Source organism: Sphingomonas sp. IW22 (assembly GCF_041321155.1).
In the GTDB taxonomy this organism is placed as follows: Bacteria; Pseudomonadota; Alphaproteobacteria; order Sphingomonadales; family Sphingomonadaceae; genus Sphingomonas.
This window is the reverse complement of sequence record NZ_JBGGWB010000002.1, coordinates 193,398-215,255: the sequence shown is the minus strand read 5'-3', so window position 1 is coordinate 215,255 and position 21,858 is coordinate 193,398. Positions and strand designations below refer to the sequence as shown.

The following is a 21,858-nucleotide window of genomic DNA, read 5'->3' as shown; positions in this document are numbered from 1 at the left end:
TTGGCGGAACGGACCTTTTAACCACGCGCACCGTTGGCCCTGGACTTATCAAGTTCAAGGGAGCTGCCGGCGTGCCATTCAGCCTCAAGCCACTTTCCAATCAGGTTATCGTCATTACCGGTGCGACATCTGGCCACGGCCTTTGCACCGCGCAAATGGCCGCCGCCGCAGGCGCAAAGGTGATGCTTGCCGCTCGTGACGAAAGCGCCTTGCGACGAGTGCGCGACGAAATTCGCGCCAGCGGCGGCACTGCCGAATATGTCGTCACCGACACCGGGATCGAGGCGGAGGTGAACCATCTGGCGGCTGAAACAATCGCGCGGTTCGGCGGGTTCGACACTTGGGTCAACAATGCCGGGATCGGGGTTTATGCCCGTATCCTCGAACTGGCGATCGACGATCACCGCAAGGTGTTCGAGACGAATTACTGGGGCATGGTCCATGGCTCGATGGCGGCCGTGCGCTATCTGAAGGATCAGGATGGCGGCGCGGTGATCAATGTCGGATCGATCAACAGCGACATGGGCGGCCCCTTGCTGGCGGCCTATAACGCATCGAAACATGCGGTGAAGGGATTCACCAACTCGCTGCGAATCGAAATGATGATGAGCCGCTATCCCGTGTCGGTGACGCTCATCAAACCCAGTGCGATCGGCACCCCCTTTACCGAACATGGCCGCAACACGACCGGCTATCAGGCGCGTCTGCCGCGCCCCATTTACGCGCCGGACGTGGTCGCGAAGGCAATTCTGGATGCCGCGCAGCATCGACGTCGTGCCGTGACTGTCGGCGGCGGCGGCAAGTTCCAGGTGCTGGGAGCCGTGATGCTGCCGTCGCTGTTCGACCGGATCGCCGTCAAAATGGCCGACGCGCTGATCGACCGCAACACACCGGTCGAAGCGGTCGAGGGCAATCTGTATCAGCCGCAGGGCAATGACGGCCAGACCGAGGGGCGACAGCGGGGCCGCCGCTTCAGCAGCTTTACAGCCGCCCGACGGCACGGCTGGATGACTGCCGGAGCCATCGCCGCACTGGGCACGGCGGGCGCGCTGATACTGCGTCGGCGCAGCAATACCCGGTCTCTATCCGCCCCCCGCCGGAGCGGCGCGGCCTAACCCCGTCCCATCCGCATCGCCGCACCTGCGACAAACGGCGCCCCGGCAAGCAGCAGCAGCGAAACCGCGCCCAGCAGCTTCAGGGCGCCGGGGCCTTCGCCCGCGCCAAAGATCAGCAGGGGCAGCGCCAGCGGCAACATGACCAGCCCCGCCACCGCGCCTGCACCCCGCAGGCCGGCGGTCAGCGCACCCGTCGCCACCGCCAGCGCGGCCAGACCCGGCGTGCCGATCGCCAGCCCGATCAGCACCCGGCGCAATGCCGCGCCGTCCATCCCCAGCAACCCCGCGGCCACGACGCTGGCCAGCATCAGCGGTGGCCCGAAGCCTAGCCAATGCCCCGCCGTCTTGGCCAGCGCCACGCCCGCATCGGACAGACCGCGCGCAGCGAACTGATCGATCACGCCCGCTTCCATATCCGGCCCGATCAGCCGCTCGACCGGCATCAGCGCGGCCAGCAGCGCCGCCGACCACACCACGCCCCCCGCAATCCGCCCCAGCAGCTTGCCGTCCGGTCCGACAGCAAAGGGAAACAGGATGGCGACCAACAGGAAGAAGGCGACTGGCAGCAGCACTCCGCCGCTTGCCCAGGCCCGGCGCAATTCGCGCCACGCGATCGCGGCAAAGGCATTCATAGCCGCAGCTCCAGCGCATTCGGCAGTACGATTGGCACATGGCTGGCGACCAGCGCCGCCCCGCCCCCCGCCCGATGCGCCGCAATCGCAGCTTCCAGCGCGGCCACCGATGCCACGTCCAGCCCATTCGCCGGCTCGTCCAACAGCCAGATCGGCGCGCTGCTGGCGATCACGCGGGCCAGTGCCGCGCGGCGCCGCTGTCCGGTCGACAGGAACCGCACCGGCACCGGCGCCAGATGCGCCAGCCCGACTGCCTCCAGCGCGGCATCCACCCGACCGCGTGCGCGATCCAGCGCAGCCCAGAATTCCAGAGCCCCCGCCAGCGACAATTCCGGGTCCAGCGCCGCCGTCTCCGCCATCAGCGCGACCGCTCCGCCACGCTCGACGCGACCTGCCGCCGGGGCTGAAAGCCCCGCGGCCAGCCGTACCAGGCTGGACTTTCCAATGCCGTTGGGACCAGTCAGCAGCGCCGCCTCACCGGGGCCCAGCGCAAAGGTTACGCCATCGAACAACCGCCGCCCGCCGCGTTCGCACGCTACGCCCGAAAAGGCGATCAGGCTCACGCCGCCCCATCCTCCAGCGCGTGCATGTCATCGTCGGACAGGCCGAAATGATGACCCACCTCATGCACCACGACATGGTGGACCAGTTCATCCAGCCGCACCCCTGTCTCGATCCACTCCCACAAGATAGGCAGCCGATACAGGTGGATACGATCGGGCATCGCACCCGAATCAAAGGCCGATTTTTCCCCGACCGGTCGACCGTGATAGATGCCCGTCAATTCGATCGGATCCTCGATCCCCAGCGCGGCGAGCGTTTCATCATCGGCATAATCCTCGACGAGCAGCACCACCTCCGCCAGATGCGCGGCAAAGGGTTCGGGCATGCGCGCCAGCGTGTCGCGCGCCATCGCCTCGATCGCGGCGGCGTCGGGAGCGGCTTGGCAAAGGGGGGCGGCTTCGGCCATGGAGCGGGCATAGGCCGGGCGCCCGCCCGCCAGCAAGGGGAGCCAGTCGTGATCGAACCGTTGAGCGAAGCCGAGCGTGTCGAGGCGCTGGAGGATCTGCCCGATTGGGACCATGACGAAGCACGCGACGCCATCACCCGCAGCTTCGCCTTTCCCGACTTTTCGGCTGCCTTCGCCTTCATGACCCGCGTGGCGTTGCTGGCGGAAAAGGCGGACCATCACCCCGAATGGTCGAATGTGTATAACCGTGTGGAAATCCTGTTAACAACGCACGATGCCGGCGGGCTTTCGGGCCGCGACATCGACATGGCGCAGGCCATCGACGCCTTGGTCGATTAACGCTCCACCACGTCGCCGCGCATGGGCGCAAGCTTTGCCAGAAAGCGGTTCTGCGCGGCGAAGGGCACGCCTTCGGCCTTCATCGCGGCCTGCAGATTTTCGACCAGCCGGTTCATGTCGCGATGCTGTGTACCCAGATCCCTGTGCGCGCTTTTCATGTCGCGCCCGGTATAGGCGCAGCCTGCGTTCAGGATGTAGCAGAACTGCTCGTACAATGTGCGGGTCAGTCGGACGCGGTCGTGATTGGTGAAAATTTCCCCGATCACTGGATCATCGAAGTTCAGCGTAACGAAACGGTCGACGATGCGGCGGATGCCGGCCTGCCCGTGAAAGGCGCGTGCCATATCGTTTCCCGAAAAGGGGCGGGCACCGGCATTGGCCGGATCGGCGGTATAAGGATCGACCGGCTCCTCCCCCGGCATGGCGTGCGGCGCCGGCGCGGTCTGGAACAAAGGATTGGCCGCGAGGAGTGCGAGCGCCAGCGAAATCATCGGCATATTTCCTTCGGGAATGGCGGGGTCAGAACCCGCCCTGCAACTGGAACAGCACGCCGCGCTGTCCCGGCACCGTGGCAACCGAACCCAGATCGGCATAGGCCAACGTCGCAGTCAGGTTGCGGTTGATGGCATAGGCAGCAAAGGCATCCCACCAGTCGTCCTCGCGCGCGATGCCCAGATTGTCGGGCTTGGTCCGATATTCGGCGCCCACCACGAACCGGCGTGAGAATTGATAGGCGAGCGAGCCCTCCGCCTCGATCCGGTGGCGGTCGCTACGGTCGCCGCCATGGCCCAAGAGGCCCATCTGGTTGGCCTTGGTCGCGCGCACCGTCACATTGGCCAGCAGCGACCAGCGCAGGAACAGCTTGGTCGCCGATGCATAATAGTCGACGCCCTCGTCGTCGGCGGCCCCCACCGCCCGCACGACCGCGCCGTCCAGGCTCTTCTTGTATTGAACGCCGATGGCGATGGCGGGCAGGAATTCAGGGCCATAGACCACGTCCCCCGCCAGCTTCAGCTTGGCGCCCCAGATGTCCTGATCAAAGGCATAGTCATTGCCCAGGCCCAGCGCGCCGCCGACCCAGTTGGTATCGAACACCTGCCGCGCATAGCTCAGTTCGACCCGATCCTTGATCCCGATCGCCACGGACGCGGCGCGGAAATCATAATCCTTGAACTCCGCGACGGTGGCCGATGCCTGCGCGCCGATGGCGTCGCGCGTGCCGTTGCCGGCAATGACCGCCCATGGCGTCAGCCCGCCGCCGCTTGCCCCCTCCAGCGTGCTGATCCCGTTGGTCAGCAGCAACTTCCCCGCACCGCCGACCTCCTGAGCGGACACGATGGCGGGACAGGATATCAGCGCAAGGAAAAGGCACATTCGCGATGAAAACATCATGGCAGGGCGACTAGCCGGGTGATGGTAAAAACCACGTCAACGACGACCTGTCGCAATGACGCCCAAATTTACCGGCCTTTGACGCTTTGCGCCGATATGGAGCCAATGGTTCGTATCGCATCGCTGACGGCGCTCGCCGCCTTGATCGCCCCTCTGTCGCTCGCCCATGCCGGGCCGGTCGGGGTCCGGGTCGTCGACCTAGCAGGACGCCCGGTGCCCGATGCGGTGGTAACGCTCCACCCAGCGTCCGGCGTCCCGGCAGGTCCGATCCGATTCCCCTGGGGCACGACGATGACGCAAAAGGACATCACCTTCAGGCCGGGCACGCTGATCGTGCCGGTGGGGGCCAGTGTTGCCTTTCCCAATCACGACAAGGTGCGCCACCACGTCTACTCCTTTTCCAAGCCTGCCCGCTTCGAACTCAAGCTCTATGGCCGCGACCAGACCCGCAGCTACACCTTCCGCACAGCGGGCGCAGTGGCGCTGGGCTGCAACATCCATGACCGTATGCAGGGGTTTATCAAGGTCGTGGACACCCCCTTCGCCGCGCTGACCAACGCCGCGGGGCAGACACGGGTGGACGGCGTCACCGCGGGCAATGCGCGGCTGACCGTCTGGCACCCCCGGCTGAAGGCGAAGCATAACGAAGCAACCTTCGTGCTGGACGTACCCGCCGCCGGCGCGGTCGCCAAACAGATCCAGATCGGACTTCGCTGACCGCGATGGGCATCGCCTTCCCGCCTTCCGCATCCCGACAGATTCGTCGTCTGACAAGGCGGGGGCGCGTCGCGCTTGCCCGGTCGCTGTCGGTGCGGCTGGCGCTCATCTATGCCGCGCTGTTCGCCTGTGCGGCGGCGCTGATCCTGTTCGCGGCCAAATCGGGCATCAACGCCTATGCCGAGCGCAGGGCCGCGGACGAAATGCACGCCGGGGCACTCGTGTTCGATCGGGTGGCGACGATGCGCTACGACCATCTCGCCGATGCCGGGCGCGTGCTGTCTGCCGATTTCGGCTTTCGCGCGGCGGCGGCGACCGGCGACCTGCCGACGCTCAATTCAGCGCTCGATTCGCTGCGTACGCGAATGCACCTCGACCAGGCGTTTTTCGTCGGCGTCGATGGGGAAGTGACCGGTTTTCAAGGACCGCTGGACCGGGCCGATGCCGATCGGCTTCTGGCGGCGCTGGATAAAGGCGCCGATCGCGGCGTACTGCGGATCGGGGGCACCCGCTTCAACGCGACCGCGGCCCCCGTCGATGCGCCGGTCCGGCTGGGCTGGGTGGTGTTCGCAAATGCGCTGGACCAGCGTGAGCTTCAGGCGCTTACCCGGCTGACGCCGATCAACCTGCAACCGCGCATCCTGCCGCTGAGCAGCCTGCCGCCGGGTATCGGCCGCGGGGTGGTGACCGAACGCCAAGCCAATGGCGAACGCATGCTGTTCCAAGCGTTTCCACTGGCCACCATGCGCAGCAACGAACCGCAGGCGCTGCTGCTGGGCTACAGCCTGACGCACGCGGTGGACGGCTATCGCCCGATGCTGTGGCTGTTGTTGATTTGTGGAATCGTTGGCGTGGCGGCGGCGGCGGCGGGAAGCTGGTTGGTGGCGCGGGCGATCACCCGGCCGATTGCCGCGCTGGACGTGGCCGCGCGGCGCGTGGCGAGGGGGGATTATGTCCATGTTGCCGTCGACACCCGCGACGAACTGGGCACGCTGGCAAGCAGCTTCAACCGGATGGTGGACGAGATCGGGGAGCGCGAGCGAACGATCACCCACATGGCGCTGCACGACGGGCTGACCGGCCTGCCCAACCGTATCCTGCTTCGCGAGCATCTGGTAACCGCTGCTCAACGCGGAACGGGCGGGCGGCGACAGGCGCTGTTCTGCATCGACCTCGACCATTTCAAGGCCATCAACGAGACGCTGGGCCATCCCACCGGCGACGCATTGCTGTGCGAGATCGCGACGCGACTCACCGCCTTTGCCGGGGAAGCATTTGTCGCCCGACTGGGCGGCGACGAATTCGCCCTGGTGTTGAGCGAGGGGCCACGTTCGCTCGACGCCATCGCCCGCGCCCTGATCGCCGCCGTCTCACGCCCGGCCATGGTCAACGGGCACCGCATTACACCATGCACCAGCGTGGGCATCGCAATTCTGGGGGTGGACGGCGACGACCCCGTGACACTGGCGAAGAATGCCGACTTGGCCCTGTATCGCGCCAAGCAGGACGGTCGCGGCAATCACCGGTTTTTCGAACCGGCCATGGATGCCGAAGCGCAGCGCCGCCGCCAGATGGAGATCGACCTACATGCCGCGCTGAAGGAAGGGCAGTTCTCGCTGATGTTCCAGCCGCTGTTCAACCTGAAGGAGGGGCGGGTTTCCGCGTTCGAAGCGCTGTTGCGCTGGCATCACCCCGAACGCGGCATGGTGTCCCCGGGGGATTTCGTGCCCCTGGCGGAGGATACCGGGCTGATCGTCCCGATCGGTGAATGGGTCGTGCGGGAGGCGTGTCGCGTCGCGCGCGGCTGGCCCGACCATGTGCGGGTGGCCGTCAATGTCTCACCCGTTCAGTTTCGCAGCACGGGCTTGGCCGAAATCATCCTTCAGGCGCTAGGCGAAACGGGCTTGCCGCCGCACCGGCTGGAATTGGAAATCACCGAAAGCCTGTTCATCGACAATCCCGAAACGACGCTGGCGTCACTCCACAGCCTGCGCGCGCTGGGCGTGCGCGTCGCGCTTGACGATTTCGGCACCGGCTATTCCTCGCTCAGCTATCTGCGCGCCTTTCCGTTCGACAAGATCAAGATCGACCGCAGCTTCATCATCGGCCTGCTCAATTCGCGGGGCGCGACAGCGATCATCCGTTCGATCACCACTCTGGCCGAGGCGCTGGGCATGGAAACCACGGCAGAGGGCGTGGAGAATGCCGGACAGCTGGACATTCTGCGCGAACAGGGGTGCAGCCACATCCAGGGCTTTTATTTCAGCCGTCCCCTGCCGGAATCAGAGGTCGTTCGCCTGTTGTCGGCACAGATGCCGGACGAATCGGCCGCGGCCTAAAGCCTGCGGCCCATCTGGGCGCGCAACCGGCCCGGCATCCAGCGCGCGGCAAAGCGCATCCGCCGGGCCGTGCGGCCGACCGCCACATGCACATCGTCGCCATGCACCGCGCGCCATGCGGCGTCGGCGACCTGTTCGACCGGCGTGAATTCCAGCCCGGCGGCGCGCACGCGTTCGCGCACCGTCTGGTTCGATCCACTGACCCCCGCGTCCAGCAGCGGCGTGTCGATGAAACCCGGCATCAGCGAGCGGACCTTGATCCCCTCCGCCCGCCATTCGCCCTCCAGCGCCTCGGTCAGGCCGCGCACGGCGAACTTGGTCGCGGAATAGATTGCCGCGCCCGCCGTGCCGTAAATGCCCGCCGCCGACGCCGTGTTCAGCAGGCAGGACCCCGCGCTGCGCCTTAGATAGGGATAGGCCGCGTGCGCCCCATGCACCACGCCCATGAAGTTGATCGCCACCGTCCGCTCAAGCTCGGCGGCGCTGTTGTCGGCAAACAGGCCGCCGGTGGCGATGCCGGCATTGTTGAACACGACATCGATCCCGCCCTCCCCGGCAAAATCGGACAGCGCGCGCGCCCATTGCTCACGCTCGCGCACGTCCATCACATGGATGCTGGCGCGACCGTCGGGCATCTCGCGCGCGACCCGCTCAAGTCCCTCCTGATTCACATCGGCCAGCCCGATGCGCCATCCCGCGGCGGCGAACCGGTGCGCGACTGCCCGGCCAATGCCCGAAGCGCCGCCCGTCACGAACAACCGCCTGCGTCCCTCGCCCGCCATCCCCGTCCCTTTCGTCTTTTGACCTTTGCGTCATCATTCCCCACAACCATTGCCGATGCCAGCCCCGCCCTCGCTCGCCTTTCGCGGCGTTACCAAAGCCTATGGCGCAGCGCGTGCCGTGGACGAGGTTTCGCTGACGGTGGCGCCGGGCGAGTTCGTTGCGCTGGTCGGCACTTCGGGATCGGGCAAGTCCACGCTGCTCAAGATGGTCAACCGGCTGGTCGTGCCCGACACCGGTTCGGTCGCGATCGACGGACGCGACGTAGCGGACGATGCGCCCCACCGCCTGCGCCGCCGCGTGGGATATGTGTTCCAGAATATCGGCCTGTTCCCCCATTTGAGCGTCGGGGAAAATGTCGCCATCGCCGCACGCATGGGCGCGCCAGCGGTCGATATCGACGCGGCGCTGGGCCGCGTCGAACTCCCCGCCGACATGGCAGGGCGGATGCCCGATCAATTGTCGGGCGGTCAGCGCCAGCGCGTCGGCGTGGCGCGCGCGCTGGCGGGGGAGGCGCGGTTGTTGCTGATGGACGAGCCGTTCGGCGCGCTCGACCCGGTAACGCGCGACGCGCTTGGCCGTCGCGTTCGCGCACTGCACGAACGGATCGGGCTGACGACCATTCTGGTCACGCACGACATGACGGAGGCGCTGTTGCTGGCCGACCGGGTGTTGGTGATGTCCGGCGGCAAGATTGCCGCAGATGCCACCCCTGCCGATCTGATGGCGGGGCGAGCCGGCCCCGCGGCGGATGCGCTGGTCGCCGTTCCGCGCGAACAGGCGCATGCTCTTGCCGCACTGGAAAAGGGGACGTGACCGGGGCGCTTGCCCGTATCCCCGACCTGCTTGCCGCGCATGTCCTGTTGTCGTTCAGCGCTTTGGCGCTCGGTCTGGTCATCGCCGTGCCGCTGGGCATCTGGTCGGCGCGTCACCCGGCGGTCGCACGCGTCGCGCTGGGTGTGGCCAGCCTTGTCCAGACCATCCCCGCGCTGGCGCTGCTGGCGCTATTCTATCCTCTGTTGCTGGCGCTGGGCGGCGGATTGCCCGCCTTGGGCTTTCTGCCCGCGCTGATGGCGCTGGCGCTCTATGCGCTGTTGCCGATCCTCAGAAACGCGGTCACCGGACTGATCGGGCTGGACCCCGCCGTGATCGAGGCGGCGGACGGCGTCGGTATGACCCGGTGGCAGCGGCTGCGCTGGGTAGAGGCACCGCTGGTCGCGCCGATCGTCATGGCAGGGATTCGCACGGCGGCGGTGTGGACCATCGGCGCGGCGACCCTGTCGACGACCGTCGGCGCGGCCAGTCTGGGCGACCTGATCTTTGCCGGGCTTCAGACGCAGAACTGGAATCTTGTGCTGGCCGGGTGTCTGGCATCGGCGGCACTGGCGCTCGGCGTCGACCTCTTGCTGGGGCTGGTCGAGCGCGGCCTTGCCCGGCGGCGGCGCTGGCAAGTGCGCGGGGCGCTGATCGCACTGGCCGCCGCGATGGCGGTGGCGCTGGCCCCCGTGCTGCCCGCGACCGGTCGACCCGCCGTGACGATCGGCGCCAAGGGCTTTTCGGAACAATATATCCTGGCTCGGCTGATCGGACAGCGGCTGACAGCAGCGGGGTATCGGGTGCGATACCGCGAAGGGCTGGGCTCCGCAGTGGCTTTCGGGGCACTGGCGGGCGGCGATATCGACGTTTATGTCAATTATTCCGGCACGCTGTGGACCAATCAGATGGGGCGCAGCGACGTGCCGCCCCGCGCGGCGATCGTCCGGGGCGTGGCCGACTGGGCCGCGCGCGAACATGGGGTTCGGTCGCTCGGCTCGCTGGGTTTCGAAAACGCCTATGCCTTTGCCATGAAGGAAGAGCGCGCCCGTGCGCTGGGGGTCGAGTCGCTGGCCGACCTGGCGCGCGCCGCACCCCGCCTGGCGTTCGGTACGGATGTCGAGTTTCTGGAACGGCCCGAATGGCGAGCGGTGCGGGAGCGATATGGCCTGAATTTCGCACGCGCCAACGCCTATCACCCGACCTTCATGTATCGCGCGCTGGCCAGTGGGCGGGCCGATGTCATCTCCGCCTTTTCCTCCGACGGGCGCATCGCCGCCGACCGGCTACGGGTGCTGACCGATCCGGCCGGCGCGATACCAGGCTATGACGCGGTATTGCTGGTCTCACCCGACCGCGCGGGCGATGCCCACTTCGTCGATGCGCTCCGCCCGCTGGTGGGCGCTGTCCCGGTCGAAGCGATGCGAGAGGCGAACCTGATGGTCGATCGCGACACCGACAAGCGCAGCCCCGCCGACGCCGCCCGCTGGCTCGCGCACCATCTCACCGCCCCGCGTTGAGGTTGCGCGTCGCAGGGAAAGCGTCGATACCGGCACGCATGAAGCGCCTGTATGCCTTGTTCGCGCTCCTGATGCTGGTCGCCGTCCAGCCCGCCCGCGCTCAGTCGATCCTGCGCGATGCCGAGACGGAGGCATTGCTGAACGACGCGTCCCGCCCGATCATCGAAGCCGCCGGGCTAAGCCCCCGCAACGTCCGCATCGTGTTGATCAACGACAGTTCGATCAACGCATTCGTGGCCGGGGGGCAGGCGGTCTATGTCCATTCGGGGCTGATCGATGCGGCGGACAATATCAACGAAGTACAGGGCGTTATCGCCCACGAACTGGGCCACGTCACCGGCGGCCACGCGCCACTGTCGGGACAGATGTTCAAGCAGGCGACGGGCATTTCGATCCTGAGCCTGGTGCTTGGCATCGCAGCAATGGCGGCGGGCGCGGGCGATGCGGGTGCCGGTATCCTGGCGGCGGGGCAGCAGGCGGCGATGGGCACGGTTCTTGCCTTTTCGCGCAATCAGGAATCATCCGCCGACGCGGCGGGCGTGCGCTATCTGAACGGCGCGAAGATCAGCGGGCGCGGGATGCTGGCGTTCTTCAGGAAGCTCCAGAATCAGGAATTCCGCCTCGCCATCCCACAGGACAATGCGTACAACCGCACCCACCCGCTGTCGGGACAGCGTATCGCCAATCTGACCAATGATCTGTCGCGCGCCCCGGGGTGGAACGTGCCGACCCCGCCCGGCTGGGATGCGCGGTTTCAGCGCGTGCAGGCCAAATTGCGCGGGTTCGTGAACGACCCCAAATCGACGCTGCGGAAATATCCCGCGACCGACACCTCGACCGCTGCGCGTTATGCGCGCGCCTATGCCTATCACAAATCGGGCTATCCGCAGCAGGCCGCTGCCGAAGCAGCCGCGCTGGTCAAATCCGCACCCGACGACCCCTATTTCCTTGAGCTCGAAGGGCAGGTGATGCTCGAATCAGGCAAGCCGCTGGAAGCGCTCAATCCGCTGCGAAAGGCGACGGCGTCGACCAATTATCAGCCGCTGATCGCCACCACCTTTGGCCACGCGCTGCTCGCGACCGAAGATCCGCGCTTCATCGACGAAGCGGAAAAGGTACTGCGTCAGGCAGTGGCGCGCGACGATCAGAATCCCTTTGCCTGGTATCAGCTGGGCACCGCGTATGAACGCAAGGGCGACCGACCACGCACCGCGCTGGCCGCCGCCGAACAGGCCAGCCTGAGCGGCGAGCATCAACGCGCACTGTTTTCGGCGCGTGCAGCGCTGGCGGGCTTGCCGCCCGGCACCCCCGACTATATCCGCGCCCAAGATATCCAGATGACCGCCGAGGTCGCGGTGGAAGAAGACCGAAAGAACAACCGGCGGCGATGATGATCGACAAACTGGCCCGAAACCCGCTGGCGATGCTGCTGGCGTTCCTGCTGGCGGCCATTGCCGGCGCGGCGATTTTTGCCGCGCTGCGCCCGGCATCGGGTGCGGTCGATGCGGCGGCGGTTCGCGCGGCGCTGCTCGAAAACCCCGAAATCATTCCAGAGGCGATGCAGCGGCTGCGCGACAAGGAAACGGGCAAGGTCATCGCTTCGCAGCGCGCGTCGATCGTCACCCCCTTTGGCAAGGCATGGAAGGGCGCGGCCGACCCGCAAGTCACCGTCGTCGCCTATATGGACTATGCCTGCGGTTTCTGTCGGCAGTCGCTGCCCATGATCGACAAGCTGATTGCCAGCGATCCGGGCGTGCGCGTCGTATTCCGCGAATTGCCGGTGCTTAGCGCCGAAAGCCGCGTCGCCGCCGAATACAGCCTTGCCGCTGCCGAACAGGGCAAATTCGCCACCTTTCACGACACGCTGTTCGCCGCCGGCCAGTTGAGCCAGGCATCCATCGATGCCGCCATCGACCGCGCGGGTCTAGACCGGACGCGAGCAAAGGCGTTCATCGCCACCCCCGCAGCCGAACAGGAAATCTCCCGCAACCTGCAAACCGCAGGGCAGCTGGGCGTTACCGGTACGCCAAGCTGGGTGGTCGGCGACCGCGTCCTCTCGGGCGCGGTCACGCTGGAGGCGATGAAGGAAGCAGTCGCAGCCGCACGGGCGGCCTGACACCTTGCCGTAACGGCAGCGTGCACTTACCTCCCGGCTCTCATCCCCGGGGGGAGCATTCCGACTTGCAGCCCATCCTAACGCTGTCCGGCGTCAGCAAGACCTATGCCTCCGGGCATCAGGCGCTGAAGTCCGTCGACCTTTCGATCAACAAGGGCGAGATTTTCGCCCTGCTCGGCCCCAATGGCGCGGGCAAGACGACGATGATCGGCATCGTTTGTGGCCTGGTCACGCCGTCGACCGGCACCATCACCTTTGACGGCCACGACATCGTCCGCGACTATCGGGAGGCGCGGCGCCGGATCGGCCTGGTGCCGCAGGAACTGTCGACCGACATGTTCGAAACCGTGACCTCCACTGTCCGCTTTTCGCGCGGGCTGTTCGGGCGGCGCCGCGACGACGCGCTGGTCGAACGGGTGCTGCGCGACCTGTCGCTGTGGGACAAGCGCGACGCCAAGATCCTGGAGCTGTCGGGCGGCATGAAGCGCCGCGTCCTGATCGCCAAGGCGCTGGCGCACGAACCCGACCTGCTGTTCCTCGACGAACCCACCGCGGGCGTCGACGTCGAACTGCGCCGCGATATGTGGAAGTTGGTCCACCGCCTGCGCGAAGGCGGCACGACGATCATCCTGACCACCCATTATATCGAAGAGGCGGAGGAGATGGCCGACCGTGTCGGCGTCATCAATCGCGGCGAACTGCTGCTGGTCGAGGAAAAGACCGCGCTGATGAAGAAGCTCGGCAAGCGCGAAATGGACATTTCGCTGGTCGAGCCGATGAACTCGGTACCCGCCGAACTGGGCGACTGGCACCTGACGCTGACCGATGAGGGCCATAAGCTGCGCTACGTGTTCGACGCACAGGCGGAGCGGACGGGCATCCCGTCGCTGCTGCGAAAGCTGGGCGATCTGGGCATCGGCTTCAAGGATCTGGACACATCCAAATCCAGTCTTGAGGACATCTTCGTCGATCTGGTGCGCGAACGCGAAGCACAAGGGGCACAGGCATGAACACGCCGGGCATCTGGGCGATCTATCGCTTTGAAATGGCGCGGTTCGGCCGCACTTTCTGGGGCAGCGTGGCAACGCCGGTCATCACGACGGCGCTGTATTTCATCGTGTTCGGCGGGGCGATCGGCAGCCGGATCGATCAGGTCGATGGCGTCGATTATGGCAGCTTCATCGTGCCGGGTCTGGTCATGCTCAGCCTGTTGACACAGAGCCTGTCGAACGCGTCCTTCGGCATCTATTTTCCGCGCTTTTCGGGCACCATTTACGAGATCCTGTCGGCACCGATTTCGACGTTCGAGCTGCTGCTGGGCTATGTCGGCGCGGCGGCGACCAAATCGATGCTGATTGGCACGATCATCCTCGTCACCTCGACCTTCTTCGTCGATCTGCGGATCGAGCATCCGGCGATGATGGTCGCGTTCCTGATCCTGACATCGGTGACGTTTAGCCTGTTCGGCTTCATCATCGGACTATGGGCCAAGGGGTTCGAGCAGTTGAGCCTCGTCCCCGCGCTGATCGTCACGCCGCTGACATTCCTTGGCGGCGCGTTCTACTCGATCGACATGCTACCCGAACCTTGGCGCACGGTCAGCCTGTTCAACCCGGTCGTCTATCTGGTCAGCGGCTTTCGCTGGAGCTTTTTCGGGCGCGGCGACGTGGATGTGCTGGTCAGCCTGGGCGCGACCTTTGCGTTCCTGATCCTGTGCGTCGGCGTGATTGGTTGGATGTTCAAGACGGGCTACCGGCTCAAGAGCTGATCCGGTCATCGGCCCGGTCATCGGCATCGTCGCGAACGGGACACAGTTCCGACCCTGTGCATCCCGGCGACGATGCCGATCCGTTCACTGGACGCCGGGAGTGCGTGGCGCCGGTGAACAGTCTCCCCCGAGAGCAATGAGTTAAGCGCACCCGCGTCCGCGGGTCGATCACTCTTTAGGGGGCGATCATGACCGGCAACGCGATATGCGAACCCGCGCACACGCGCTGCGTCGCTTTGACGAAATCGTCCGGCTGCGCCTTGGCGATGTTGGGCACGAAACGTTGGGGATTGCGGTCGATCACCGGGAACCAGCTGGATTGCACCTGCACCATGATGCGGTGACCCTGTTTGAACACATGATCATGCTCGCGCAGCGGCACGTCCCAGCCCCGCACCTGGCCGGGCACCAGCGGCTTGGCCACTTCGTTTCCGTCCAGCCAGCGCCCGCGCCGCACCTCCATCGCGATCGGCAACTGATATCCGTTGAGGGAGCGGGCATAATCGCCGGGCTGCATCGGGCGCGGCAAGGCCTGTGCATCGTCGGGATAGACGTCGATCAGCTTGACCACGAAATCGCTGTCTGTGCCGCTGGTCGATGCCATCAGCCGCGCCGCCAGTGTGCCCGTTACCGTCAGGTCGCTGGTCAGCGGTTCGCTGACATAGGTCAGCACATCGGGCCGCCCGCCCAGAAACCGCTGGTCGTCCGCCTCCCACCATGGCCAGTCGCGCGACCCCCAGGTGGATGAGATCGGCCGCCGCCGATAAGGCACGGGATGCGCAGGGTCGGACACATAATCGCGGCATGCCTCCCCCGGCGGAGGTGCGTCGAACGACAGGCTGCCGTCGGCGCGTAGAAATAGCGAGCGGTTGCTGGCACCCTTTGGCGGCCAGCTTTGATAGTCGCGCCACGTCCAGCTGCCGGACTGGAACATCCGTGCCTCGAACGCGGGGCGCTCCCCCTTGCCATGCAGCCAATAGGCGAAGAAGGGCGCTTCGATATCGCGGCGAAAGGCGGTGCCGCTTTCCGCGCCGATCGGGATCGGCCCCACCCGGTCGCCCGCGCCGCGCCAGCTGCCATGATTCCATGGGCCTGCGACGATCATGTTCAGCCGGTTCGGATCGTCGCGCTCCAACTGCTGATAGATGCGCCAGGGGCCATAGGGATCTTCCTGATCCCAGAAGCCCGCGACCGACAGTGTCGCGACGCCCGCCCGCCCCAACGCGTCAGTCCACCGCTGGCGCTGCCACGATGCGTCATAATCGGGACGTTCGACGATGGCGGTCATCATCGGTGACACACCCTTGAACCAGCGCGCCTCCAGATCGGCGACCGACCCCTGTTTCAAGAACCAGTCATAGGTATCGAACGCGTTATAGCCGGGAAAATTGTCGTTCTGCTTGGAATGTTGGAGCAGCCACAGCCAGTCGGTGGCATAGGACAGGCGGATTGCACCGAAGCGGTGGAGGTCGTCGTTGATCCACCAGTCATTCCACCCTGCCTGCGGGCTGACGGCCTTCAGCGCGGGGTGCGGCGCGGTCAGAGCGACGGCGGCGGCATAGCCGGGATAGGACACGCCCCACATGCCCACGCGGCCATTATTGCCGCGCACGTTCTTCACCAGCCAGTCGATCGTGTCCCACGCATCGGTGGCGTCGTCAGTGCCCTTGCCGCCCTTTGGCGCCAGCGCCATCGACATGGTGAAGCGCCCGTCTGATCCAGAGCGGCCGCGCATGTTCTGGTACACCATGATGTACCCGTCGCGCGCCAGATATTGCAGGTCGGCGGGCGTCGTCGCCGGCGCGGCATCGGGGATGCCATAGGGGCTGCGCTCCAACAGCATCGGCAGCGGCCCTTGCGCACCCGTGGGGCGAATGATCACCGTCTCCATCCGCGCGCCGTCGCGCATCGGGATCATCACATGTTGATAATCATAGGCCGTCTGCGGCGCGGCGACGGGTGCGGGTCGCGCCTGTCGCGCGGTGGCGGGCGTGACGGCGGCAAGGATGAGGGCGAGAGCGGTGAGCGAGCGGCGCATGCCGACAGATCAGCGCAAATCGCCGCCGCTGTCGAGCGTCTCGCGCCGCCCGCCGCTCCGCGCCCTATCCGCCGGCGGTCAGCGGCGGTGTCTGCTGATGTTGGACGACCTGCCAGTCCTCATGCCCTAACCGTCGATAGGTTGAGGTGCAGTGGGCAACATATGCCTCCCCGTCCTCCTTCTGTGCCTTGGCAGTATAGCCGATGACGATCAGCCCTTCCTGCGGGCGCATGACCTGTTGATCGGAAAAGGCCACGCTCGACCAGCGCGGCGTATCGGCCACCGCTTCGGCGGCCTGCGCGCCGGTCATGACAAAGGGCGGGGTCGGCACCACCATCACCGCTTCGTCGTCGATCGATTCGCGATAATGTTCGGCGTCGCCCGTCCACAGGCTTTCCTCGAACGCCCAGACGCGATCATCTTCCATATCGGCTCTCCCGTGTTGACGGGGTTAGAGCGGGCGGCGGCGGGCGTGGTTCCCGCACCCGGCCCAAAGCCGGGGGTCGATCAGGCGGGCAGCACCAGGCGTGCGGTGCATCCCTGCCCGCGCAGCAACTCGAAACTGCCGCGAAGCTGTGCCGCCAGCGTTCGTGCGATCTTCAGCCCCAGACTGTCCGATGCCTCCAGATCAAATCCTTCGGGCAGACCATGGCCGTCGTCGCGCACATCGATCAGCAGCCGTTCCTCGCCATCGCGCGACATTTCCACGTCGATCACGCCCTTGTCGCGGTCGGCAAAGCCATGTTCGATCGCGTTCGCCATCGCCTCTGCGACGATCAGCGCCAGCGGGATCGCCGCGTCGGGACTGACCATCGCATCGTCATCGACCATCACCCGACAAGAAATGCCCGACCGGCCGCTGGCTTCGATCACGTCGTGGCACAGCGGCTCCAGAAAATCACGCATCCGCCGCGCAGCGCCACCCGCGTCATAAAGCTGGCGGCTGATCCGCCCGATGAGAGCCAGCCTGCGCGACGCCTCGTCCAATGCGACGCGGGCGTCGGCGTCGGTCACCTGACGCTTCTGAAGCGTGATCAGCCCGGCGGCGACCTGAAGATTATTGGACACGCGGTGCTGCAATTCGTGGAACAGCATTTCCCGCGTCCGTGCGAGCGTGCGGCTGAGTTCCCGTTCGCGCGCCAGCTTGGCATTGGCCTGCTGCATCGCATGGATGATCAGAATATCGGTGCCGATCACCAGCACGTAAAAGGCGAGCGCCATCGGCGTACCCGGCCCAACGCTCAGGCTAAATCGCGGCTCGATGAAAAAATACCAGGCCAACAGCCCCGACGCGACGCCCGCGACGATACCCGGCCGCACACCCAACAGGGTCGATATCAGGATGACCGCCGGGAAAAATGTCAGATAGGGAAAGCCGCCCGGTAGCCACGGATCAGCGACAAGGCGCAAAAACCACGCCACGGCCACAGCGGCAACCGTGATGCCATAGGCCAGAAACGGCCGTCCGGTCGCCAGCGGCAGCCGCTCGATCCATTTGGCCATCCCTGCTGCCCTTTCCCGCGCCACCCGTCCCCCTGCCCTGCTTTGACCAAGCCCACGAACACGCTGCATTCACGAAAAAAGGCGGGGCGCAACCTTATGCCGCACCCCGCCCAAAACTAGCTTAATCTAGTTTAGTTTTCGGTAATGAACGACGGCAGGCCAATATCTTCGCCGCCCTCATCCTTGTTTTCCGAGCGTTCACGGCGCGGGCCGCGGTCGCGGCGCGGGCCACGGTCGCCGCCTTCACGACGCGGACCGCGATCGCCCCGGTCACCGCGATCGCCACGCGGACCGCGATCACCCCGGTCGCCGCGCGGTTCACGTGCGGGGCGGGTGTCTTCCAGCTCTTCGCCGGTTTCCTGATCGACGACGCGCATCGACAGGCGAACCTTGCCGCGCTGGTCGATCTCCAGCACCTTGACCTTGACTTCCTGGCCTTCGCTCAGGACGTCCCCGACCTTTTCCACGCGCTCGTTCTTGATTTCAGAGACGTGGACCAGGCCGTCCTTGCCGCCCATGAAGTTCACAAACGCGCCGAAATCGACCAGGTTGACGACCTTGCCGTTATAGATCTTGCCGACCTCGGCCTCTTCGACGATGCCCTTGATCCAGTTCATCGCGGCTTCGATCTGGCTGCCGTCCGACGAGCTGATCTTGATCACACCGTCGTCGTCGATGTCGACCTTGGCGCCGGTGGTCGCGACGATCTCGCGGATCACCTTGCCGCCGGTACCGATCACGTCGCGGATCTTCGACTTGTCGATGGTCATCGTCTCGATGCGCGGCGCATGGGCCGACAATTCGGTCCGCGACGAATCCAGCGCCTTGGCCATTTCACCCAGAATGTGGGCGCGGCCTTCCTTGGCCTGGTTCAGCGCGGTTTCGAAGATCTCCTTGGTGATGCCGGCGATCTTGATGTCCATCTGCATCGTTGTGATGCCTTCGGACGTGCCCGCCACCTTGAAGTCCATGTCGCCCAGATGATCTTCGTCACCCAGGATGTCGGACAACACGGCGAATTCCTTGCCCTCAAGGATCAGGCCCATGGCAATGCCGCTGACCGGACGCTTGATCGGCACGCCGGCATCCATCATCGCCAGCGAACCGCCGCACACCGTCGCCATCGACGACGAGCCGTTCGACTCGGTGATGTCGCTGGTCACGCGGATGGTGTAGGGGAATTCGTCCTTCGACGGCAGCACGGGGTGCAGCGCACGCCACGCCAGCTTGCCATGGCCGACTTCGCGACGGCCCGGCGCGCCGAAGCGGCCGACTTCACCGACCGAATAGGGCGGGAAGTTATAGTGCAGCATGAAATGCTGGTAGCTGAGGCCGTCCAGACCGTCGATCATCTGCTCGGCGTCCTTGGTGCCAAGCGTGCAGGTCGCGATCGTCTGGGTCTCACCACGGGTGAACAGTGCCGAACCGTGCGCGCGCGGCAGGAAGTGGGCTTCCGCGACGATCGGGCGGACCGTCTTGGTGTCGCGGCCGTCGATGCGGATGCCTTCCTTCAGGATGGCGGTACGCACGATATCCGCTTCCAGCTTCTTCACCAGCTTCAGCGTGCCCAGATACTGGGCGGGATCGGTTTCCTTGAGGTCGGCCAACGCTTCACGCGCCTTGGTGCGCGCTTCGTTGATCGCGTTCTGACGCTCGGACTTGTTGGTCAGCTTGTATGCCGCCTTCAGGTCGTCGCCGATCAGTTCCTTCAGCTTGGCCTTCTGCGCTGCCTGGTCATCGACGAGCTGCAGGTCCCAAGGCTCCTTGGCGGCCTGTTCGGCAAGCTTGATGATCGCGTCGATCACCGGCTGCATCTGTTCGTGGGCGAACATGACGGCGCCCAGCATGACTTCCTCAGACAGCTCCTTGGCTTCCGATTCGACCATCATCACGGCGTCGTGCGTGCCCGCGACGACCAGATCCAGATCGCCTTCGGCCACCTGGGCGTCGGTCGGATTCAGGATATATTCGCCATTCTGGTAACCGACGCGCGCCGCGCCGATCGGGCCCATGAACGGCACGCCAGACAGCGTCAGTGCCGCCGATGCCGCGACCATCGCCAGAATATCCGGCTCGTTCTCGCCATCATAGCTGAGAACCTGCGCGATCGCGTTGATCTCGTTATAGAAACCTTCGGGGAACAGCGGGCGGATCGGGCGATCGATCAGACGGCTGACCAGCGTTTCCTTTTCGGTCGCGCCACGCTCACGCTTGAAGAAGCCGCCGGGGATACGGCCCGCAGCCGAAAACTTTTCCTGATAGTGCACGGTGAGCGGGAAGAAATCCTGCCCTTCCTTGACCGACTTGGCAGCCGTCACGGCGCACAGCACCACGGTTTCGCCGAGCGTCGCGATGACCGCGCCGTCAGCCTGACGGGCGACCTTGCCCGTTTCGAGCGTCAGGGTCTTTCCGCCCCACTCGATTTCCACTTTCTTGTGATCGAACATTTCGTTTCCTTCACACCGGCCGCCCTATGCGAGCCGGGGCCTACGGGGATGCGGGCCACTTACGCCCGCAGATGGCGGAGTTTCCGCCGCCGCCACGCTGCCGAATTGCAGCGCGCCGGATGTGGAAACGGCCCCGCAACGCGGGGCCGTCCCATGATTACTTGCGAAGACCCAGCTTCGCGATCAGTGCCGCGTAACGATCAGCGTCCTTCTTCTTCAGATAGTCGAGAAGGCTGCGACGCTTGTTGACCAGCATCAGCAGGCCGCGACGCGAATGGTTGTCCTTGGCGTGCGTCTTGAAATGCTGGGTCAGGTTGGCGATCCGTTCGGTCAGGATTGCGACCTGCACTTCGGGGCTGCCGGTGTCGCCCGACTGACGGGCGTTGTCCTGGATGAGCGCTTCCTTGCGCTCGGCAGTGATCGACATGTCAATTCCTTCGACATCGTGGCTTACAGGTTAAAGCCGCGAACGACACGGGCGTTTCCGCCCAGAACCTCGACCAGCGCGACCGGCGTGTCGCCGTCCAGCGCGAAATATTGGCCATCGTCAGCAGCATGTCCGGTCAGCACCCGCCCCTGGCGGAGCGCTCCTGCCTGACCGGGCGCGAGGGATAGAGCCGGGATGTCGTCCAGCCCCGCCCTCAACGGCAGGAATAGGTCTTCAAGCGTCCGCGCCATAGCGGCATCGGCCAGTTTGTCCAGCGAAATCGCGTGATCCAGCGTGAACGGCCCGGCCTTTGTCCGGCGCAGCATGGTAACATGCCCCACCGTGCCCAGCGCGCGCGCAATGTCGCGCGCCAGACTGCGGATATAAGTGCCCTTGGACACATGCGCCGTAAAGGTGGCGGAGGCCAGCGGCGCGTCCGAAATTGCGGGTTGCGCCGTCAGCGAATGGATCGTGACCGCGCGTGGCGCCAGTTCCACCGCCTCCCCCGCGCGGGCCAAGTCATAGGCGCGCTCGCCGTCGACCTTCAGCGCAGAATAAGCGGGCGGGCGCTGCTGGATCGGGCCGGTAAAGTCGGCAAGCGCATTCTGGACCGCCATAATCGTCGGGCGACCGTCACTCGTCTCAACGACGCGCCCCTCGCCGTCCAAGGTGTCGGTTTCGGCGCCAAAGACGACGGTGAAGTCATAGACCTTGTCGCTGTCCAGCATCCGCCCGGCCAGCTTGGTCGCCTCGCCCACCGCGACCGGCAGCACGCCCGAGGCCAGCGGGTCCAGCGTGCCGCCATGGCCGACCTTCAGCTTTGGATAGCCCGCCTGGCGTAGCGCGCGCTTGACCGCACCGACCCCTTGCGTCGAACCGAGGCCAAGGGGTTTGTCGAGAATGATCCAGCCATGCATGGCGCCCGCGCCTAAAGCCTCCCCC

At 65.6% G+C, this 21,858-nt stretch carries 22 protein-coding genes; 10 read left to right on the top strand and 12 right to left on the bottom strand.

The features are described from left to right. The first annotated feature begins 71 nt into the window (after positions 1–71). Entirely contained in the window at positions 72–1,115 is a 1,044-nt protein-coding gene (locus ACAX61_RS12580; RefSeq protein WP_370715177.1) for an SDR family oxidoreductase, read from the top strand. On the opposite strand, the gene ACAX61_RS12575 is transcribed toward ACAX61_RS12580, so the two are convergent. The 3 genes from ACAX61_RS12575 to ACAX61_RS12565 are packed head-to-tail and all read right to left on the bottom strand — an operon-like array spanning position 1,112 to position 2,717. Beyond that, positions 1,112–1,747 (bottom strand): heme exporter protein CcmB, encoded by a 636-nt coding sequence (locus ACAX61_RS12575; protein ID WP_370715176.1) that lies wholly within the window; start codon positions 1,745–1,747, stop codon positions 1,112–1,114. The genes ACAX61_RS12580 and ACAX61_RS12575 overlap by 4 nt on opposite strands. Next, positions 1,744–2,310, bottom strand: coding sequence for a heme ABC exporter ATP-binding protein CcmA (ccmA, locus tag ACAX61_RS12570; protein WP_370715175.1), 567 nt, complete (start codon positions 2,308–2,310; stop codon positions 1,744–1,746). Before ccmA ends, ACAX61_RS12575 begins: the two co-directional genes overlap by 4 nt. Then, entirely contained in the window at positions 2,307–2,717 is a 411-nt protein-coding gene (locus tag ACAX61_RS12565; protein ID WP_370715174.1) for a metallopeptidase family protein, read from the bottom strand. Before ACAX61_RS12565 ends, ccmA begins: the two co-directional genes overlap by 4 nt. Positions 2,718–2,765: 48 nt before the next feature. On the opposite strand from ACAX61_RS12565, the gene ACAX61_RS12560 reads away from it, so the two are divergent. Beyond that, entirely contained in the window at positions 2,766–3,056 is a 291-nt protein-coding gene (locus ACAX61_RS12560; RefSeq protein WP_370715173.1) for a 4a-hydroxytetrahydrobiopterin dehydratase, read from the top strand. Here the strand turns inward: ACAX61_RS12560 and ACAX61_RS12555 are convergent. Both ACAX61_RS12555 and ACAX61_RS12550 read right to left on the bottom strand, forming a co-directional pair. Further along, on the bottom strand, positions 3,053–3,553 hold the full coding sequence (locus ACAX61_RS12555) for a group I truncated hemoglobin (RefSeq protein ID WP_370715172.1): 501 nt from the start codon (positions 3,551–3,553) through the stop codon (positions 3,053–3,055). The two genes, ACAX61_RS12560 and ACAX61_RS12555, sit on opposite strands and share 4 nt — an antisense overlap. Before the next feature lie 22 nt (positions 3,554–3,575). Next, positions 3,576–4,391, bottom strand: a complete 816-nt coding sequence (locus ACAX61_RS12550; protein WP_370715171.1) for a DUF3034 family protein — start codon at positions 4,389–4,391, stop codon at positions 3,576–3,578. Positions 4,392–4,553: 162 nt separating this feature from the next. On the opposite strand from ACAX61_RS12550, the gene ACAX61_RS12545 reads away from it, so the two are divergent. Beyond that, entirely contained in the window at positions 4,554–5,165 is a 612-nt protein-coding gene (locus ACAX61_RS12545) for a cupredoxin domain-containing protein (RefSeq protein WP_370715170.1), read from the top strand. 92 nt (positions 5,166–5,257) lie between these two features. After that, positions 5,258–7,504 (top strand): putative bifunctional diguanylate cyclase/phosphodiesterase, encoded by a 2,247-nt coding sequence (locus ACAX61_RS12540; protein ID WP_370715169.1) that lies wholly within the window; start codon positions 5,258–5,260, stop codon positions 7,502–7,504. Here ACAX61_RS12540 and ACAX61_RS12535 read toward each other — a convergent pair. Continuing rightward, positions 7,501–8,286 (bottom strand): SDR family oxidoreductase, encoded by a 786-nt coding sequence (locus tag ACAX61_RS12535; RefSeq protein WP_370715168.1) that lies wholly within the window; start codon positions 8,284–8,286, stop codon positions 7,501–7,503. The genes ACAX61_RS12540 and ACAX61_RS12535 overlap by 4 nt on opposite strands. 55 nt (positions 8,287–8,341) lie before the next feature. Between ACAX61_RS12535 and ACAX61_RS12530 the strand changes: the two genes are divergently transcribed. From ACAX61_RS12530 to ACAX61_RS12505, 6 genes are all read left to right on the top strand, one after another. Further along, the gene (locus ACAX61_RS12530; RefSeq protein ID WP_370715167.1) at positions 8,342–9,100 is read left to right on the top strand and encodes an ATP-binding cassette domain-containing protein; all 759 of its coding nucleotides are present in this window, start codon (positions 8,342–8,344) and stop codon (positions 9,098–9,100) included. Further along, positions 9,097–10,617 carry an ABC transporter permease/substrate-binding protein gene (locus ACAX61_RS12525; RefSeq protein WP_370715166.1) on the top strand — a complete coding sequence of 507 codons (1,521 nt, stop codon included), beginning with the start codon at positions 9,097–9,099 and terminating at the stop codon, positions 10,615–10,617. Before ACAX61_RS12530 ends, ACAX61_RS12525 begins: the two co-directional genes overlap by 4 nt. 38 nt (positions 10,618–10,655) lie before the next feature. Beyond that, entirely contained in the window at positions 10,656–12,008 is a 1,353-nt protein-coding gene (locus ACAX61_RS12520) for a M48 family metalloprotease (protein WP_370715165.1), read from the top strand. After that, on the top strand, positions 12,005–12,733 hold the full coding sequence (locus tag ACAX61_RS12515; RefSeq protein ID WP_370715164.1) for a DsbA family protein: 729 nt from the start codon (positions 12,005–12,007) through the stop codon (positions 12,731–12,733). The genes ACAX61_RS12520 and ACAX61_RS12515 overlap by 4 nt, the downstream gene beginning before the upstream one ends. 65 nt (positions 12,734–12,798) lie before the next feature. Then, entirely contained in the window at positions 12,799–13,743 is a 945-nt protein-coding gene (locus ACAX61_RS12510; protein ID WP_370715163.1) for an ABC transporter ATP-binding protein, read from the top strand. Next, entirely contained in the window at positions 13,740–14,501 is a 762-nt protein-coding gene (locus ACAX61_RS12505) for an ABC transporter permease (protein ID WP_370715162.1), read from the top strand. The genes ACAX61_RS12510 and ACAX61_RS12505 overlap by 4 nt, the downstream gene beginning before the upstream one ends. A gap of 175 nt (positions 14,502–14,676) precedes the next feature. Here the strand turns inward: ACAX61_RS12505 and ACAX61_RS12500 are convergent, their stop codons facing one another. From ACAX61_RS12500 to truB, 6 genes are all read right to left on the bottom strand, one after another. Then, positions 14,677–16,539, bottom strand: coding sequence for a CocE/NonD family hydrolase (locus ACAX61_RS12500; RefSeq protein ID WP_370715161.1), 1,863 nt, complete (start codon positions 16,537–16,539; stop codon positions 14,677–14,679). A gap of 64 nt (positions 16,540–16,603) precedes the next feature. Beyond that, on the bottom strand, positions 16,604–16,966 hold the full coding sequence (locus ACAX61_RS12495; protein ID WP_370715160.1) for a DUF4440 domain-containing protein: 363 nt from the start codon (positions 16,964–16,966) through the stop codon (positions 16,604–16,606). 80 nt (positions 16,967–17,046) lie between these two features. Beyond that, complete coding sequence (locus ACAX61_RS12490) at positions 17,047–18,042, bottom strand: sensor histidine kinase (protein ID WP_370715159.1); 996 nt, start codon at positions 18,040–18,042, stop codon at positions 17,047–17,049. Between the two features lie 131 nt (positions 18,043–18,173). Next, entirely contained in the window at positions 18,174–20,489 is a 2,316-nt protein-coding gene (gene pnp / locus ACAX61_RS12485) for a polyribonucleotide nucleotidyltransferase (protein ID WP_370715158.1), read from the bottom strand. Positions 20,490–20,646: 157 nt separating this feature from the next. Beyond that, positions 20,647–20,916, bottom strand: a complete 270-nt coding sequence (rpsO, locus tag ACAX61_RS12480) for a 30S ribosomal protein S15 (protein ID WP_370715157.1) — start codon at positions 20,914–20,916, stop codon at positions 20,647–20,649. A 23-nt stretch (positions 20,917–20,939) separates the two neighbouring features. After that, on the bottom strand, positions 20,940–21,833 hold the full coding sequence (gene truB, locus ACAX61_RS12475; RefSeq protein WP_370715378.1) for a tRNA pseudouridine(55) synthase TruB: 894 nt from the start codon (positions 21,831–21,833) through the stop codon (positions 20,940–20,942). Between the last annotated feature and the right edge of the window lie 25 nt (positions 21,834–21,858).

What these genes read in the sequence shown, in the direction of transcription:
- ACAX61_RS12575 (WP_370715176.1), bottom strand. Translation starts at nt 1,747, where the DNA reads ATGAATGCCTTTGCCGCGATCGCGTGGCGCGAATTGCGCCGGGCCTGG.
- ACAX61_RS12565 (WP_370715174.1), bottom strand. Translation starts at nt 2,717, where the DNA reads ATGGCCGAAGCCGCCCCCCTTTGCCAAGCCGCTCCCGACGCCGCCGCG.
- ACAX61_RS12555 (WP_370715172.1), bottom strand. Translation starts at nt 3,553, where the DNA reads ATGCCGATGATTTCGCTGGCGCTCGCACTCCTCGCGGCCAATCCTTTG.
- ACAX61_RS12545 (WP_370715170.1), top strand. Translation starts at nt 4,554, where the DNA reads ATGGTTCGTATCGCATCGCTGACGGCGCTCGCCGCCTTGATCGCCCCT.
- ACAX61_RS12535 (WP_370715168.1), bottom strand. Translation starts at nt 8,286, where the DNA reads ATGGCGGGCGAGGGACGCAGGCGGTTGTTCGTGACGGGCGGCGCTTCG.
- ACAX61_RS12530 (WP_370715167.1), top strand. Translation starts at nt 8,342, where the DNA reads ATGCCAGCCCCGCCCTCGCTCGCCTTTCGCGGCGTTACCAAAGCCTAT.
- ACAX61_RS12520 (WP_370715165.1), top strand. Translation starts at nt 10,656, where the DNA reads ATGAAGCGCCTGTATGCCTTGTTCGCGCTCCTGATGCTGGTCGCCGTC.
- ACAX61_RS12515 (WP_370715164.1), top strand. Translation starts at nt 12,005, where the DNA reads ATGATGATCGACAAACTGGCCCGAAACCCGCTGGCGATGCTGCTGGCG.
- ACAX61_RS12505 (WP_370715162.1), top strand. Translation starts at nt 13,740, where the DNA reads ATGAACACGCCGGGCATCTGGGCGATCTATCGCTTTGAAATGGCGCGG.
- ACAX61_RS12500 (WP_370715161.1), bottom strand. Translation starts at nt 16,539, where the DNA reads ATGCGCCGCTCGCTCACCGCTCTCGCCCTCATCCTTGCCGCCGTCACG.
- ACAX61_RS12495 (WP_370715160.1), bottom strand. Translation starts at nt 16,966, where the DNA reads ATGGAAGATGATCGCGTCTGGGCGTTCGAGGAAAGCCTGTGGACGGGC.
- ACAX61_RS12490 (WP_370715159.1), bottom strand. Translation starts at nt 18,042, where the DNA reads ATGGCCAAATGGATCGAGCGGCTGCCGCTGGCGACCGGACGGCCGTTT.
- pnp (WP_370715158.1), bottom strand. Translation starts at nt 20,489, where the DNA reads ATGTTCGATCACAAGAAAGTGGAAATCGAGTGGGGCGGAAAGACCCTG.
- rpsO (WP_370715157.1), bottom strand. Translation starts at nt 20,916, where the DNA reads ATGTCGATCACTGCCGAGCGCAAGGAAGCGCTCATCCAGGACAACGCC.
- truB (WP_370715378.1), bottom strand. Translation starts at nt 21,833, where the DNA reads ATGCATGGCTGGATCATTCTCGACAAACCCCTTGGCCTCGGTTCGACG.